This is a genomic window from Mucilaginibacter sp. OK268 (genome assembly GCF_900103125.1).
Classification (GTDB): Bacteria; Bacteroidota; Bacteroidia; order Sphingobacteriales; family Sphingobacteriaceae; genus Mucilaginibacter.
Map to the genome: position 1 here is coordinate 56,994 of NZ_FNJV01000014.1, position 15,941 is coordinate 72,934.

12 protein-coding genes are annotated in these 15,941 nt (G+C 41.7%); 8 read left to right on the top strand and 4 right to left on the bottom strand.

What is annotated here, in order from left to right:
* Positions 1–22 precede the first annotated feature (22 nt).
* Both era and der read left to right on the top strand, forming a co-directional pair.
* The gene (gene era, locus BLR84_RS28560) at positions 23–898 is read left to right on the top strand and encodes a GTPase Era (RefSeq protein WP_090473673.1); all 876 of its coding nucleotides are present in this window, start codon (positions 23–25) and stop codon (positions 896–898) included.
* A 142-nt stretch (positions 899–1,040) separates the two neighbouring features.
* Entirely contained in the window at positions 1,041–2,342 is a 1,302-nt protein-coding gene (gene der / locus BLR84_RS28565) for a ribosome biogenesis GTPase Der (RefSeq protein WP_090473674.1), read from the top strand.
* 90 nt (positions 2,343–2,432) lie between these two features.
* Here der and BLR84_RS28570 read toward each other — a convergent pair whose 3' ends face one another.
* Positions 2,433–4,010, bottom strand: coding sequence for a S41 family peptidase (locus BLR84_RS28570; RefSeq protein ID WP_090473675.1), 1,578 nt, complete (start codon positions 4,008–4,010; stop codon positions 2,433–2,435).
* A 101-nt stretch (positions 4,011–4,111) separates the two neighbouring features.
* Here BLR84_RS28570 and murQ point away from each other — a divergent pair, with 101 nt between their 5' ends.
* Positions 4,112–4,924, top strand: coding sequence for an N-acetylmuramic acid 6-phosphate etherase (murQ, locus tag BLR84_RS28575; protein WP_090473676.1), 813 nt, complete (start codon positions 4,112–4,114; stop codon positions 4,922–4,924).
* A 113-nt stretch (positions 4,925–5,037) separates the two neighbouring features.
* The gene (locus BLR84_RS28580; RefSeq protein WP_090473677.1) at positions 5,038–5,604 is read left to right on the top strand and encodes a hypothetical protein; all 567 of its coding nucleotides are present in this window, start codon (positions 5,038–5,040) and stop codon (positions 5,602–5,604) included.
* A gap of 114 nt (positions 5,605–5,718) precedes the next feature.
* On the opposite strand, the gene BLR84_RS28585 is transcribed toward BLR84_RS28580, so the two are convergent.
* On the bottom strand, positions 5,719–7,044 hold the full coding sequence (locus tag BLR84_RS28585) for a D-alanyl-D-alanine carboxypeptidase/D-alanyl-D-alanine-endopeptidase (RefSeq protein WP_090473678.1): 1,326 nt from the start codon (positions 7,042–7,044) through the stop codon (positions 5,719–5,721).
* A 58-nt stretch (positions 7,045–7,102) separates the two neighbouring features.
* Between BLR84_RS28585 and BLR84_RS28590 the strand changes: the two genes are divergently transcribed.
* Both BLR84_RS28590 and BLR84_RS28595 read left to right on the top strand, forming a co-directional pair.
* Positions 7,103–8,350, top strand: coding sequence for an aspartyl protease family protein (locus tag BLR84_RS28590; RefSeq protein ID WP_090473679.1), 1,248 nt, complete (start codon positions 7,103–7,105; stop codon positions 8,348–8,350).
* Positions 8,351–8,435: 85 nt separating this feature from the next.
* Positions 8,436–11,081: a zinc-dependent metalloprotease gene (locus BLR84_RS28595; RefSeq protein ID WP_090473680.1), complete on the top strand. Its 2,646-nt coding sequence runs from the start codon at positions 8,436–8,438 to the stop codon at positions 11,079–11,081.
* A gap of 124 nt (positions 11,082–11,205) precedes the next feature.
* Here the strand turns inward: BLR84_RS28595 and BLR84_RS28600 are convergent, their stop codons facing one another.
* Positions 11,206–11,478: a hypothetical protein gene (locus tag BLR84_RS28600; RefSeq protein ID WP_090473681.1), complete on the bottom strand. Its 273-nt coding sequence runs from the start codon at positions 11,476–11,478 to the stop codon at positions 11,206–11,208.
* Positions 11,479–11,669: 191 nt separating this feature from the next.
* Between BLR84_RS28600 and BLR84_RS30190 the strand changes: the two genes are divergently transcribed.
* Positions 11,670–12,293: a collagen-like protein gene (locus BLR84_RS30190; RefSeq protein ID WP_090473682.1), complete on the top strand. Its 624-nt coding sequence runs from the start codon at positions 11,670–11,672 to the stop codon at positions 12,291–12,293.
* A 214-nt stretch (positions 12,294–12,507) separates the two neighbouring features.
* Positions 12,508–15,447: an outer membrane beta-barrel protein gene (locus tag BLR84_RS28610; RefSeq protein ID WP_090473683.1), complete on the top strand. Its 2,940-nt coding sequence runs from the start codon at positions 12,508–12,510 to the stop codon at positions 15,445–15,447.
* A gap of 67 nt (positions 15,448–15,514) precedes the next feature.
* Here the strand turns inward: BLR84_RS28610 and BLR84_RS28615 are convergent, their stop codons facing one another.
* Positions 15,515–15,895 carry a response regulator gene (locus BLR84_RS28615; RefSeq protein WP_090473684.1) on the bottom strand — a complete coding sequence of 127 codons (381 nt, stop codon included), beginning with the start codon at positions 15,893–15,895 and terminating at the stop codon, positions 15,515–15,517.
* Positions 15,896–15,941: the final 46 nt, after the last annotated feature.

Consider the following 15,941-nt stretch of genomic DNA (forward strand, 5'->3'; position numbering starts at 1 on the left):
ATATATTTTTAATTATTTTTATATGAGTCATCAGGCAGGTTTTGTAAGTATAATTGGTAAGCCCAATGCAGGTAAATCAACCCTTATGAACGCCCTCGTTGGCGAAAAAATGTCCATCATTACCCCCAAAGCACAGACCACTCGTCACCGTATTTTGGGAATTGTAAATACCGACGATTACCAGATTGTATTTTCTGACACACCCGGCGTTATCAAACCACATTATGCTTTACACGAAAGCATGATGCACCAGGTTGATGGTTCTATTGTGGATGCCGACCTTATTTTACTGGTTACCGACATTTACGAGGAATTTGATGAAACCGACGTGCTTAAAAAGCTGGAAGGCTCATTGGCGCCTATCGCGGTACTGATCAACAAGATCGATCAGAGCGATGAGGAAACGGTAAAAAAGAAGGTAGCGTTTTGGCAGGAAAAACTAAACCCAAAAGCGGTTTTCGCCATATCAGCATTGTTGGGCCACAATATTAAAGCCGTTATGGATTTTGTTGTGGAGAACCTTCCCGAGCATCCGGCCTATTATGAAAAAGATGCATTGACCGATCGTAACGACCGCTTTTTCGCGTCAGAAATGATCCGCGCGCAGATCCTGAAACAATACAAAAAAGAGATCCCTTATAGTGCCGAGGTCATTGTAACCGCCTTTGTTGAAGGCGAAACCTTGCACCGCATCAGCGCCGAAATTATTGTGGAGCGTGATTCGCAAAAAAATATCATCATTGGCGAAGGTGGTAAGATGCTTAAAATAGTAGGCACCTACGCCCGCCGCGATATGGAAGAGTTTTTCCAAAAGAAAGTTTTCCTGGAAATGTTTGTAAAAGTGATACCCGACTGGCGCAGCAAAAAAAATTACCTTAAAAAATTCGGGTACGAATAAACAACACAGATGTGAGATCTGAGATATTAGATTTGAGATAAATCTGGTATTTATAAATTAATCAAATAATTTTGATGTGGATTTGGATATGGAGGCTTGAAAGCTCTCACATCTCAAATCTTACATCTCAAATCTAAAAAGAATGAGTAACATAGTAGCCATAGTGGGCAGGCCTAACGTAGGCAAATCAACTTTATATAATCGCTTAACCGAAACCCGCAAAGCCATTGTCGACGATTTTAGCGGTGTAACCCGGGATAGGCACTATGGTGTGGCCGAGTGGTTAAATCATCAGTTCACCGTTATTGATACCGGTGGTTATGTAGCCAACTCTGATGATGTTTTTGAAGCCGCCATCCGCGAGCAGGTTGATATTGCCATTGAAGAAGCTTCGGTAATTTTATTTATTGTTGATGTTACTACCGGCATTACCGATCTTGACGATGAAATAGCTACCCGCCTGCGCAAAAGCAGCAAACCTGTTTTTGTAGTAGTTAACAAATTGGACAACAATAGTCAGGTGGCCGATTCGATGGTGTTTTACAGCCTGGGTTTAGGCGAAATTTACAGCATTTCATCCATGACCGGCTCTGGTACCGGCGAATTGCTTGACGAAGTAGTTAAACATTTTGAGGATGAGGTTTTAGAAGAAAACACCCGCCCTAAATATGCCATTGTAGGCCGGCCAAATGTGGGTAAATCATCCATCATCAACTCGCTTATAGGTAAAGACCGTAACATTGTTACCCCCATTGCCGGTACCACCCGCGATTCTATACACATCCATTACAACCAGTACGGGCATGATTTTATGCTGATTGATACTGCGGGGATGCGTAAAAAAACAAAGGTTAAGGAAAACATTGAGTTTTACTCTGTAATGCGTACCATTAAAGCGCTGGAAGAAGCCGATGTGATCATCCTGATGATTGATGCCGTAGAAGGTATCGAATCGCAGGACATCAATATATTCCACCTGGCCGAAAAGAACAAAAAAGGCATCATGGTGGTGGTCAATAAATGGGATTTGATCGAAAAGAACAACAAAACTGTTAAAGTTTTTGAAGAGCAGATCCGCGAAAAGATCGCGCCATTCACCGATGTACCTATCGTATTTACCTCGGTTACCGAAAAACAACGTGTATTAAAGGTAATTGATGTAGCCAACCAGGTTTATCAGAACCGGGCCCGTAAAATAGCTACTTCAAAATTGAACGAGGTGATGTTGCCGATCATCGAAAACTATCCGCCGCCATCTATCAAAGGTAAATACGTAAAAATTAAATACATCACCCAAATTGCAGGCTCATCGCCCATGTTCGCTTTCTTCTGTAATTTGCCTCAGTATGTAAAAGAGCCATACTACCGCTTCATCGAAAATAAGTTAAGGGAAAACTTTGACTTTTCAGGAGCACCTATACAGGTTTGGTTCAGACAGAAATAAGCTTCCGATATGCGGATGTGCAAGTGTGCAGATGATTTTTTGATTGCGGATATTATTTGCACATCTGAAATCCGCACATCTGCACATCAACTATATACTCAGCGCTTTCTTAAACGCTTCGTCATTACTGTTCATCACCTGGTAAAAAGCGTTGTCGCCCCATTTAAAACGGGCAGCATTGGCTTTGAGGATGCTTTTGATATAATCGCGGGAGATCAGCAATTCATGCGAATCCATTTCCTTCAATGTTTTTGAAGAGTACAGGATGAAGTTGTGGAAATCATCATCACTTACGGTATAATTCTTTATAAAATCGTCTCCACTTGCAAATTTGTTTAACAGAGGCTGCATCCGGTCGATCACGAAGGCCGAAAAAAGCTGCTGATCAATTAAATTTTGTATCACCATGGTGTTTTGTGTGGTATCCGCGGGCACAAAAATATCAGGCATAATGCCGCCGCCACTAAAAACTTTACGCCCGTTTAGCGTATGGTATGATCCTTTAAAAACAGAATCGTTCCGGATGCTTTGCTCCGAAAACAACTCCCCTTTTTTCATACGTAGTGCCAGTTCGTTCCGGTAACTTTCCAGGCCTCCTTTATATGATTTCTGGATCGATCTGCCTGATGGGGTATAGTACCTGGCTACAGTTAAATTCACAGCAGAACCATCACCAAACGGAAACTGCTGCTGCACCAGGCCTTTGCCAAAAGAGCGGCGGCCAACAATAGTAGCTCTATCCAGGTCCTGCAAGGCACCGGCCAATATTTCACTGGCCGAGGCCGAGTACTCATCAATCAATACGGTTACTTTTCCTTCCTGAAATGATCCGGAATCTGTAGCAAAATAATCCGTACGGGGTTCATGAATGCCTTTGGTATATACAATTAATTTGCCTTTGCCTAAAAACTCATCAGCCAAAGATGTAGCCGCATTTAAATATCCGCCGCCATTGCCTCTAAGGTCAAGCAGCAAACTGTTCATCCCATCTGTTTTAAGCCTACTCAACGCTTTGCGGAAATCGGTATCGGTAGTCGACGCGAATTTGCCTATTTTGATATAACCCGTTGTTGAGTTGGCCATATAAGCCGCATTTACACTGCTCAGGTCAACACGTCCTCGTTTTATAGCATAGGTTTTTATTGCTGCCCCGTTGGTAACACCAAGTAATAATGATGAATCCTTTTCTCCTCTGAAAACTTTGTTCACCCTATCCGTTGTAAGCTTGGTTCCGGCGAATTTTTTATTATCTACATTAATTACCTTACTGCCGGTTGGTAAGCCTGCCTTAGCGGCCGGGCCACCCGCATAAACCTGGGTAATGATCATGGTATCGCGTAATAGCTGGAATTCAATACCAATGCCATTAAAACCCCCATCTAAGCGCTCATTAATTGATTGGGCCTGTTGGGGTGGTAAATAAAGCGAATGCGGATCGAGGCTTTGCAGCATATCATTAACCGATGCTCCTTCAATACTATCGATATTAACACTATCCACATAGTTATGACCAACCAGATCCAAAACTTTCGACAGTTTGTTATTATCTGAAAAAGAAAAACCAAGGTTACGATCAGCAAATTTTCTATCACCAATCAGCAACCCGATGGTAATCCCTAACAGCACCAGGATCATCGTCCTGAAAATAACTCCCGCAGTCTTTTTCATATTCAGCAAACAAAGTTAATCAATGCCACATCAATAATTTTTATTGGCATCCTTGCATTTGATGTTTTTTACCGAATTTTGTTATAAATTATTTAAAATTAATGGAAACCATTACTGAGAGGGAATCACATTATAAGAATTTAGAGCAGCTATCTGTTCTTGAGATACTGGAAAGCATTAACAAGGAAGACCAAACAGTTCCCCTGGCTGTAAAAAAGGCCTTGCCGCAAATTGAACAACTGGCAACCGCAACAGCCTCTAAAATGCGCGATGGTGGTCGTTTGTTTTACATTGGTGCAGGTACCAGTGGTCGTTTAGGTGTGGTTGATGCCTCAGAATGCCCGCCAACATTTGGTGTTCCGTTTGATATGGTTGTAGGTATTATTGCCGGTGGCGATGGCGCTATACGTAAAGCGGTGGAGTTTGCCGAAGATGATACAGAACAAGCCTGGAAAGATCTTGCAGAATTTCACATTACCGATAAAGATGTTGTGGTAGGCATTGCCGCTTCCGGCACCACGCCTTATGTAATAGGAGGGTTAAAAATGGCCCATAAAAATAATATTGTAACCGGCTGTATAGTTTGTAATAGCGGCAGTCCCGTAGCAGCCGAGGCACAATACCCGGTTGAGGTGGTTACCGGACCGGAGTTTTTAACCGGATCAACCCGCATGAAAGCCGGCACAGCTCAAAAACTGGTTTTAAATATGCTAAGCACCAGTGTCATGATACAACTAGGTCGTGTAAAAGGGAATAAGATGGTTGATATGCAGCTAAGTAATAACAAATTGGTTAATCGCGGGGCCCGCATGGTGATGGAAGAAACCGGCCTAAATGAAGCTGCTGCTGCCGAGCTGTTAAAAAAATACGGAAGCGTGCGCAACGCGGTTGATAATTATAAGAAAACGAATTGATGTGCAAATGTGCGGATTTCAGATGTGCAGATGATTGAGGAAAGGACACAATTTGCACATCTGCACATTTATAATCTGCACATCTGTATATACGCACATTTGAAATCTGAGATATGCACGAGATAGAACCATATTACCGTTGGCGTGATGATTATATAGCATCAGAGGATGAATATTCACCTTTTTATGCTACTGAATACAGTGAGTTTGAATTTGACAAGCAGGTATACAACTATCTGTTGCACCCGCAGTGGGATTCCTTCGGCTCCAATACTTTATACCTCAAAGTGTTGTTTGCCGATTATGAAAAAGGGTATACCATTATTGAGTTTATTGGTGAGTGGAACGATGCCATCAACAACGATATCATGATGCTTAAGCGCGAACTGCTGGAGCTGATGATTGATAATGGCATTACCCAGTTTATACTGATAGGTGAAAATGTGCTCAATTTCCACTCATCCGATGATTGTTATTACGAAGAGTGGTTTCAGGATATTGAAGACGGCTGGATAGCCGGCATCAATTTCCGCGAGCACGTGATAGATGAGTTTAAGCGCAACAATATAGATTACTATATCAATTTTGGCGGTGTACTTGATGACCTGGGTTGGCGTACATTAAAACCGGTACAGGTATTTAAAATGGTAGAAGAACAGCTGATGCGAAGATTAACCTAAAATCCCACCTCTGGGGGAGGGAATACCCATGAAAAGGTATAACGACAGCATGACACCCTTTAGGGATAGCAGCCTTTGACGGGCTATTATTCCCCGGGCAGGATTGGGAGGGGTTTAAAACTCTTCATGAATATACGTCATGATCCGGACCATCTCGTCGCGTATTTCTTTAACGGGCCGGGTAAAATTGTTATTCATAAACGAAAAAGCCAATCGTTTCCCTTTACGGGTAACCAGGTAACCGCTTTGGTTATAGTTGTTGGATAATGAGCCGGTTTTTGCCCACACAAACACTTGTCCATTATCCGTTTTGTAAGCATTTCTAAGTGTACCGGTAGCGCCGCCCGCCGGCATCATACTATACAATAGCGAGTCGTTATTTACCTCGTTTTTAATTTTTCGTAACAAAGCAATAATGCTTCGGGGGGTAAACAGGTTCAGGCGCGAAAGCCCCGATCCGTCAATCCATTGCGGTTCATCAGGCAGATCATTCAAAAAATGTGTTTTGGAATAGCTAATCACCGAATCGGTATTGAGGGTATTAAACTTTACCGATGAGCAGGCCAGCAATAGTTGCTCTGCAATAAAATCATCGCTGGGCTGTAGCATTCGTTTATAAACAGCACCGCTGTTAGTGTTGTAGATTGTTTTCGCGGTTGCGCTTAATGGCATATTTATAGACCATAAGGGCTTTTTCAGCGTGTCTCTCAACAACTCCAGTGTCAGCTCGGTACTTGTTTTCCAGGGAATTTCCTGTCTGAAGTTTGGAGGCACGGGCATTACCGGGTAAACAAAATTATTGCGTAAAAAATCGCGTTTAACCTTAAATTTATTAGGATGATAGCTGGTATCACTGTTTAAAAACCGTTTGAGATAAGATGGTTTAATCTGTAAATTACCGTCGCCGTCAGCATATAATAAGGCAACATTATCTTCTATGGGCAAGCCCGTTATTTCTGCCTGGTAATAATCATTATAATCATCCCAGGCCCAACCTGCTCCAAAAAAATCGTTCGTGTAACCTGTTGCTGAATAGTATAATTTTTTATTACTCCGGGTTAAGAAGCTTAAACCATTGATCCCTTTGAGATCGCTATGCAGAAAAGAAGGATCGCCAGTACCCCAAAACACCAGTGAATCATTATGCAGCTCATAACGAAGAGCAGGGATCGAGTCGCCCAGCATTTTCAGGCAGGTATAAAAAGTAAATAGCTTTGTATTTGATGCCGGGATAAAATATTTATCAGCATTTAACTCATATATCATTTTTTGATCATCCAGATCATACAAGGCAAAGCCCGTAAAATGATCCCGCATGATCTGGGAATGCTTAAATTCTCTTTTTATCTTCCTTTTTTTTATAGCGCGGCCATAAACGGTATCATTAAATAATAACAAACCGCCAATTGTTAGCAGAAATATAAAAGTTGTTTTTAACATACATTTATTCAATTTAACCAATTATTGTTGTAAATTTAATATACCAACTATAATAACCTTGCTACTCACGCTATTTCATAAAATAAAGCAATTCCGGGCAGTATGGCTGGCGTGTTTATTTTCGGTTTGTTTTTTTGCCGCCCAGGCGCAATACTTTGACCTGGACTATCATAAAAAAAAAGTAACCATTCCTTTTCGTCTGGTGCGGAGCCTCATGGTTATTAAATTAAGCATTAATCATAAGGGCCCGTTCAATTTTATATTAGATACCGGTGTGGGGTTGATGATCATTACCGACCCCAAATTAGCCGATTCTATCTATATTCCTAACAAACGAACCTTAAAAATACCTGGCCTTGGTGAGGGAGAGGATGCTGAAGCGTATGTTACGTCCCCTTTAGATGTTGAAATACCCGGACTGGTAAGTTATGATGTAGCTGCGGCCATTCTTAAAAAGGATCTGTTCAGTTTATCAGGCTATGCGGGTATGCCTATACATGGCCTGATTGGCTACGAGTTTTTCAACAACCTTGCTGTCAGGATCAATGTTCCGGACAGTTCCTTAACCGTTTGGCGACCAAAAGATCTGAAAGTGTTTCGAAAGGGTGTTCCAATTCCCATCACGATTGAAGACAGGAAGCCTTATGTAGAAACATGGGTAAAACTGCAAAGTGGTGAGAATATAAAAACCAAGTTGATCATCGATCTGGGGGCCGGGCATCCGATCTCTCTTGAAACGGTGGTAAAGCGTTATGGCCTTCCACAAAAATTTATTGCCTCGGCCAACCTGGGTATTGGTTTAAATGGCCCCATTAACGGCTATATCGGGCGCATCGAATCATTGGAACTGGGAAAATTTAAAATTAAACAGGTTATCGCTTCCTTTCCGGATGCCAACAACAATCAAAATGCGCTCTCTGTTCCCCGGGATGGCAACCTGGGCATTGGAACTTTAAAGCGCTTTTCGGTCATACTGGATTATACCCATAACACCATGTATTTAAAATCCGGTCCTAATTTTAAGGATCCGTTTGAACATGATATGAGCGGGTTGGAATATTATGCCGCCGGAGATAATTTTGACCGCATCATTATTAACCGGGTTGAACCGGGATCTGCCGCTGATGAGGTTGGTCTGGAAAGGGATGATGAAATAGTGGCCATCAATTTTAAACCAGTATCTAAAATGACCCTTGAAGAAATTGACGAGATATTCAAATCCCGGAACGACCGTAGCCTTTTGCTCGATGTTTATCACGATAAAAAACTAGATAAAGTAGTGCTTACCTTAAAAAGGCGTATATAATAGGGTGATTTTTAAAAATCACCCTATTATATACTATTACATGGCGCTTATTTTATTTAAGTTTACGTTTTAAGTATCGACATAAATGAAAAAACACCTTATCGCAGGCCGTTATTTACGGGGCTCTGCTTTTATTTTTGCTGTTTTAGCCAGCTCATGCGCTACCAGGAAACACACAGCAAACCAAACCTTAACCCTTAAAACAACATCAGGCCCAGGCGGAGCGGCTGTAGCTACAGCAACAGTTGGCGCTCCCAAAAAAGAGGGCATTAAAAAATTCAGCGATGTGATAACCGGCAAAACAAAGGCCGATAGCGGTCTTTTTAACACCTATAAGGTTGATGGTAAGTATTATTACGAAATCCCAGATTCCCTGATCAACCGCGAAATGCTGGTGGTTACCCGTTACGTTAAAACTCCGGGCGGATTAAAAACGTTTGGTCAGCAATATGGTGGTGAAGAACTGAACGACCAGGTTTGGAAATGGGAACGTCATGATAAACAGATCTTCATACGTGTACCCAGCTATTCTATAAGGGCCGATAGTACTACGGATATGTATCAGTCTGTTAAAAATTCAAATCTCGACGCCGTATTGGCTTCTTTTGATATTAAAGCATTCAATAAAGACACCACAGGCGTACTCATTGATGTTACCGATTTTTACAATGGCGATATAAGCGCTATTGGTTTAACCGATAATGTTAAAAAAGCATACAAAGTTTCGGGAGTTGATAACACCCGTTCATATATTGATACTATTAAAAGTTTCCCGATCAATCTGGAAGCCCGCACTTTGAAAACCTATCGCTCTGCAGAATCGCCTACGGATAATTCTACCGGAGCTATAACTTTTGAATTCAACACCTCCATGCTGCTCCTGCCAAAAACACCTATGATGGCCCGAATCAGTGATGAAAGGGTTGGTTTTTTTGGTCAGCGCCAAACCGATTATGGCACAAGTGCTCAAAAAGCCCAGGTAACCGCTTATATACATCGTTGGAAACTGGAGCCCAAAGACCCCGCTGCTTATTCACGCGGCGAACTGGTTGAGCCTAAGAAACAAATAGTTTATTACATTGATCCGGCAACGCCAAAAAAATGGGTGCCTTACCTTATAGCCGGCATAAACGACTGGAACAAGGCCTTTGAAGCTGCTGGTTTTAAAAATGCTATTGTTGGTAAAGAAGCGCCATCTCATAAACAGGATCCTGAGTTTAGCACAGAAGATGCTCGCTACAGTGTAATCCGGTATTTTGCATCGGATGTGGAGAACGCCTATGGACCACATGTTTCGGATCCGCGTACCGGCGAGATCCTGGAAAGCCATGTAGGTTGGTACCATAATGTAATGAGCCTACTGCGCGATTGGTACCTGATACAAACCGCAGCCGTAAACCCAGCTGCCCGCAAAGCCCAATTTACTGATGAGCAAATGGGCGAGCTTATCCGCTTTGTATCATCACATGAAATTGGCCACACACTTGGTTTACCGCATAATTTCGGCTCAAGCTACGCTTATCCTGTTGATTCACTTCGCTCCAAAACATTTACAGATAAACATGGCACTGCTCCATCTATTATGGACTATGCCCGCTTTAACTATATAGCTCAACCAGGCGATGGTGTTACTCATCTTTATCCACAAATAGGCGAATATGATCTGTGGTCTATAAAATGGGGTTACAGCTGGTTCCCGGGCAACAAAACCGCTTTACAGGAGAAAGAAATACTTGCCGACTGGACCAATAAAAAAGCAGGTAGTCCGCTTTATTATTTTGGTCGTCAGGGCACATCTATTGATCCACGTTTACAGAATGAGGATCTGGGTGACAATGCCATGAAAGCCAGTACCTATGGTATAGCCAACTTAAAACGCATTTTGCCTAATCTTGAAAAATGGACATACCAAAAAAATGAGAATTTTAGCGATGTGGCAGAATTATACAACGAAGTTCTGGGTCAGTTTTATCGTTATATGGGGCATGTAACCACCAACATTGGCGGGATGAATGAAAACTTTAAAACCTACGATCAAAAAGGTGCCGTTTATGATTTTGTAAGTAAAGATCGCCAGCACGATGCTGCACTGTTTTTAAACAAACAATTGTTTGAAACCCCGCTTTGGTTAATAAACAAACCCGAACTAAGCAAGTTTGATAATGGAGTTACGCTTAACCGTATCAAAGCCATGCAAGTTGCCGTATTATCAAATGTGCTTAACCCATCAAGACTGGCCCGCATGTATGATAACGAGGCAAAAAATGGCACTAACGCATACACCGTTGCTGAATTATTTACTGATGTACGCACAGGTGTATTCAATAGTAACAAACCAGACGCTTTTAAACGTAACCTGCAACGAGGTTACATTGAAAACCTGAAAGGGTTACTGACTACCGATGCGAGTTTTTCATTTCCAGGCGTAACAAGTGCTCAATTGGCTTCTTTTGGCTTAACGCCAATAAACATTGTCTTATCTGACATCAGGCCAATGGTACGCGCAGAATTGAAGAAAATAGATGCAGGGTTACCAAAAGGTGGTGATGCATTAACCGCAGCCCACTTTGCCGATCTTCACCTGCGTATCAAGGATGCTTTAAATCCGGATAAAGCCATCATCAATTTCCAGGGGACATTGATGCGCGGTATTAACAATAATGATATGATGAAAGAAAATTCGGACAATGGATATATGAATTGTTGGCCAAAAACACCAACAGATAATTAATTGGCTTAGGATTTAAATAGAAAACCTGCTTAGTTTATAAGCAGGTTTTTTTATGAGTATACCTGACACACGCAGCATTGGTCAGGAATAATTGAACAAGATTTAATATCCAGCGACAGTGATACTATTTAAGCTGGCTGATATTTTCAAAAAAAGCAATCTGCAGATCAAGCAATGACCTTACATTGATTTTTTCTCCGTAGGCATCAAAACATAAAAACTTTGTGCTTTCCGGATGATTCCTTCGCCTTTTCTCAAAAAAGTTAAAGGTTTCAAAAAAATAATGATTAGTCGTTACATGACTCTTATTATTGGTTTGTGACGCATTTAACCGGAAACCGATCGCATCAATCCAATTGTGCACTTTTGAGTGCAGTGTGCTGCTAATATTATTCATAGGTTAATTTGATTTTAAACATAACGAAACATTCACAGGTTTTGTTGTTCATTTTTTGTATTATTTAAACAATACACTAATTTCCTTTTTTAACCGGCAACAATAATTGTTCCGCTATCTTCACCACCTGCAACTAATTATTCATACATCCGTAATAAGGCCACAACTCCACCTAAAATTTAAAAAATTTCATGAGAAAACTACTACTATTATTCCCTGCTTTATTGATATGCATATGCTGCATGAGTGCTTGCAAAAAAGGAGATCCGGGACCTGCAGGTGTCAATGGTACCGATGGAGCACAAGGCCCAAAAGGTGATCCCGGCTCACAAGGACCGGGTGGACCACAAGGAGCCACAGGCAATACCGGGGCAACGGGCCCAACAGGCGCTCAAGGACCAGCAGGATCTAACGGCGCCGACGGTGCTAATGGTGCTAACGGAGCCGATGGTACCATGAGTGTTAAAAGCTATTTGTTAATTAACAAAAGCGTAACGCTAACCGGATTCACCAACTTCGCGATACCCGCTATTACACAGGACATTGTTGACAAGGGTGTTGTTTTAGCTTACTTCAGAACTACAGGAAGTACCGGCGCTTATTATGCATTACCTTATAGTGAAGCCGGCAGGACCATTACCCTATCAGATTTTGGGGTTGGCTATGTGAATATCAAAGCCAATTTTTCACAAACCGGGCTCGATTTTAAAATAGTAGTTATTCCAGGAGGTAGCGTTACTACCCTGCAAACCGCACATCCAGGCATCAACTTTAAAAATTACAATGAAGTAGCAACAGTTCTGCACATCAACTAATTTAATAAAGAGAGATCTTAAGCGTAAAAGGGCTGATATTATCGGCCCTTTTATGTTTACTATTTGTAACAATGCTATGATTAATAAGCGTTTAGCGCCCCTTTTGTAACAATCATATGCTTTTTTAACATTTAATACTTTATAAGTTGAACATTTGCAATTGGATTGTGTCCAATGTATAACTAATAAAAATTTCAAGCAGAACAAATACTTTATGAAACCCCTGTTCCTTATTTTAAGTCTAACCATTTTAACCGCATTCAACACGTTGGCACAAACCACGCATGATGTAAGCGGCACCGTTGTTGACACTACAAAACTATCATTGCCCGGCAGCAGCATTAAGCTGGTATCAAACGGGGGCGATAGTACTATATCCATTGCCGATGCTAATGGAAAGTTCGCGTTTTCGGGTATTAAGGGCAGCAAAATAACGCTTACATTATCATCCATTGGTTTTACATCTATCAAAAAACACTTTGCATTGGATCCTGATGGCAAACCCGTTGATCTGGGTAACATTATCATGAAAGCCTCAACCAATATGCTCAACGTGGTTACTATTGTGGGTGTTAACCCCGTAACGTTGAAAGAGGATACGGTGGAGTACAACGCCAGCGCTTATAAAGTACGGGAAAATGCCCCGGCTGAGGATCTGATCAAAAAACTACCAGGCGTTGATGTCGACGTAAATGGAAACATTACTACACAGGGAAAACAGGTCACCAAAGTACGTATAAATGGTAAGGACTTTATGGGAGGCGATGTTCAAAGCGCCACCAAAAACCTGCCAGCCGATGTTATTGAGAACATCCAGATGATTGATGATTATGGCGATCAGGCCAACCTAACCGGCGTTAAAACCGGTGAACCGGATAAGATCATGAACATCACTATTCGCAAGGATAAAAACTATGGTTATTTTGGGCAGGCTACCGCCGGCAGCGGTAGGGATGCCTTACCTCAAAGTCAGGGCATACCTGATAAAAACCGTTATATAGGCTCCATAAATGCATTTAATTTTAGTGGCGACCAGCAAATTGCCCTTTTGGGCAGTATCAACAATACCAACGTAAATACTTTTTCATTCGGCAGTGCGAGTGGCGGTGGTGGTGGCTTTGGCGGCGGTGGTTTTGGCGGCGGCGGCCGGGGTAATGCAGGCCGGGGTGGTGGCAATTCGGGTAGTTTGATAACTACACAAAATGGCGAAACCAACGCGCATTCCCTAGGAGCTAACTTCCGCGACCAATGGGGCAAAAAACTTTCGGTATATGGTAGTTATAGTTTTGCTGATAATACCGTTTCAACAACAACCAATACGGTCCAGGAAAACAGATCGGCCTCAAACCCCACCACACAGAATCAAAATAGTGTTGAAAAAGACCAAAATATAAATCACCGCTTTACCTGGAACATGGAGTACAAGCCAGATACCATTAACTATTTAAAAGTTACTCCAACATTCTCTTACGCGGGCACCAACACCAACGAGTCTGAAGCCGTAAATTTCACCAGAAATGGTAATATCTCATCTGCTTACACAGCGATCACCAATGGCGATTCACAAGCACCAAATTATGGTTTTACGGCATTATTTAACCACCGCTTTAAAAACCGTCATAACCTGAGCATCAACGCCACGGTAAGTTCGGCACCAAGCTGGTCATACCAAAATCCGGTTTATGATTATACAGCTGGTAACCCCACTGCTCCAATAAACCAAATGATCAATACCTATAGCCGTACCAACAGTTATGGTACCAATGTTTCATACCTGAACCCGATAGGCAAACGTTCATACCTGGAACTTAACTACGCGTTCAACCGTGCTATTACAACCAATAATAAAGAAACAGATACCCTCTTTAATGAGGCTGATTTTTCGTTCAGAAGTGACAGCGCGTTAAGCAACCGTTACAACTATACATTTACAACCAACAAGGTTGGCTTAAACTATCGCTTTATTGAAAAGAAGTACAATTATACGCTGGGTATAGGTGTTCAGCCATCTGTTTTGGATGGCAGCTCGCCGGTAACAGGTGTTTCAACCCATATCTCAACATTTAATGTAATCCCAACTGCCCGTTTCATCTATAATTTTTCGCGCAGCCAGTCATTCAGTGTTAACTATAACGGGTCAAGCAGCACGCCAAGTTTTTCACAACTACAACCGGTGATCGACTTTTCAAATGCGCTTTACCCGGTTGAAGGTAATCCTAACCTGAAACCACAGTTTACCAACAATTTTTCGATCAGGTATAATAAGTTTAGTTTCCAGACTGGAGATGTATTCTTTGCTAACCTGTCGTTCCAGAGTGTGCAAAATCAGGTGGTAACCAATACGATTACCTATCCTCGTCTTTATCCGCCTAACTCAAGATTTCAAAATACTATTTTAACCCAGTATTTAAATGCCGATGGGTATTATACCGGTTCTGGTCGTTTAACTTATTCTAAACCATGGGAAAACCGCAAATACACCCTTACCTTTAACGGTACAGCTACCTACACCAATAATATAGGATACCTGACCAATATCGATTCTACTTCGTTTGCGGCTACTACTGAGAAAAACATTGCCAAAAACCTGGTATTTACCCCGGAAGCGCGTTTCAGGGTTGACATCAATAACGTTGTTGATGCACAAATTTTAACCAACTACGCTATCAACAGAACCAGCAACTCTGTACAAAACCCGCTGTTAGAAGGAACATCCAATATCAGGACCTGGAATATTGGTCTTACCGGTAAAAACTATTTCGGCGATTGGGTTTTTAGCTATGATTACTCCAAGGCTACTAACTATGGTTATAGCTCGGATATAAAGGTTACCAACCCTAATATCCTGAACTTATATGTGGAACGCCGCTTTTTGAAAAATAAACAAGCAACTCTCCGTTTATCAGGCTTTGACTTGTTTAATCAAAACACAGGCTTCTCATCAACATCAACAGCCAGTTCATTAACGCAATCACGCGTTAACCGTCTTTCAAGATATTACCTGTTAACTTTTACGCTTAACCTGAAAAAATTTGCGGGCAAAGCACCGGTTCAGGATAATATGGGTCCTGGCGGCCGGTTCAGGGATGGCGGCGGAAGGCGTGATGGCGGTAATGGCGGAGGCCCTCCAGGTATCCCCGGCGGACCACAATAATAGTCCACAAAAAAGCCTCATCTTAATAGATGAGGCTTTTTTCATGGTATGCTTTTGCGATTGATCATTAATTCGAATGCGTTGTCAATACATTACTAATAACCCGCTCCAGGTCTTCCAAGTCAAAGGGTTTAGCCAGATATGTTTGGGCGCCGGCATGGCTGGCCAATAATTGAATATCACTATTGGCAGAAAAGTATATGACCGGAATATGCTTTAATTCTTCTGATTTTTTGAGGGTTTGGGTAGCAACAATTCCCCCCGCGTCTGGGATCCAGTTGTCCATCAATATCACATCTGGTAAAACCGGCAAAACTTTATCAACAATATTATTGCAATCGGTAAAAGTATGCACCTCCCATCCCTTCTCTTCTAAGATATAACTGCAAATAGAAAGTATATCTTCATCATCATCAAATATGATGATCTTTTTATGCGGTTCTTCCATTCGTATACTTCCAGTGAAACTATAAATAAAATTTAATACTATCAAA

Bases quoted from the DNA above. Each gene is read 5' to 3' on its own strand.
- era (WP_090473673.1), top strand. From the start codon at position 23: ATGAGTCATCAGGCAGGTTTTGTAAGTATAATTGGTAAGCCCAATGCA.
- der (WP_090473674.1), top strand. From the start codon at position 1,041: ATGAGTAACATAGTAGCCATAGTGGGCAGGCCTAACGTAGGCAAATCA.
- BLR84_RS28570 (WP_090473675.1), bottom strand. From the start codon at position 4,010: ATGAAAAAGACTGCGGGAGTTATTTTCAGGACGATGATCCTGGTGCTG.
- murQ (WP_090473676.1), top strand. From the start codon at position 4,112: ATGGAAACCATTACTGAGAGGGAATCACATTATAAGAATTTAGAGCAG.
- BLR84_RS28580 (WP_090473677.1), top strand. From the start codon at position 5,038: ATGCACGAGATAGAACCATATTACCGTTGGCGTGATGATTATATAGCA.
- BLR84_RS28585 (WP_090473678.1), bottom strand. From the start codon at position 7,044: ATGTTAAAAACAACTTTTATATTTCTGCTAACAATTGGCGGTTTGTTA.
- BLR84_RS28595 (WP_090473680.1), top strand. From the start codon at position 8,436: ATGAAAAAACACCTTATCGCAGGCCGTTATTTACGGGGCTCTGCTTTT.
- BLR84_RS28600 (WP_090473681.1), bottom strand. From the start codon at position 11,478: ATGAATAATATTAGCAGCACACTGCACTCAAAAGTGCACAATTGGATT.
- BLR84_RS30190 (WP_090473682.1), top strand. From the start codon at position 11,670: ATGAGAAAACTACTACTATTATTCCCTGCTTTATTGATATGCATATGC.
- BLR84_RS28610 (WP_090473683.1), top strand. From the start codon at position 12,508: ATGAAACCCCTGTTCCTTATTTTAAGTCTAACCATTTTAACCGCATTC.
- BLR84_RS28615 (WP_090473684.1), bottom strand. From the start codon at position 15,895: ATGGAAGAACCGCATAAAAAGATCATCATATTTGATGATGATGAAGAT.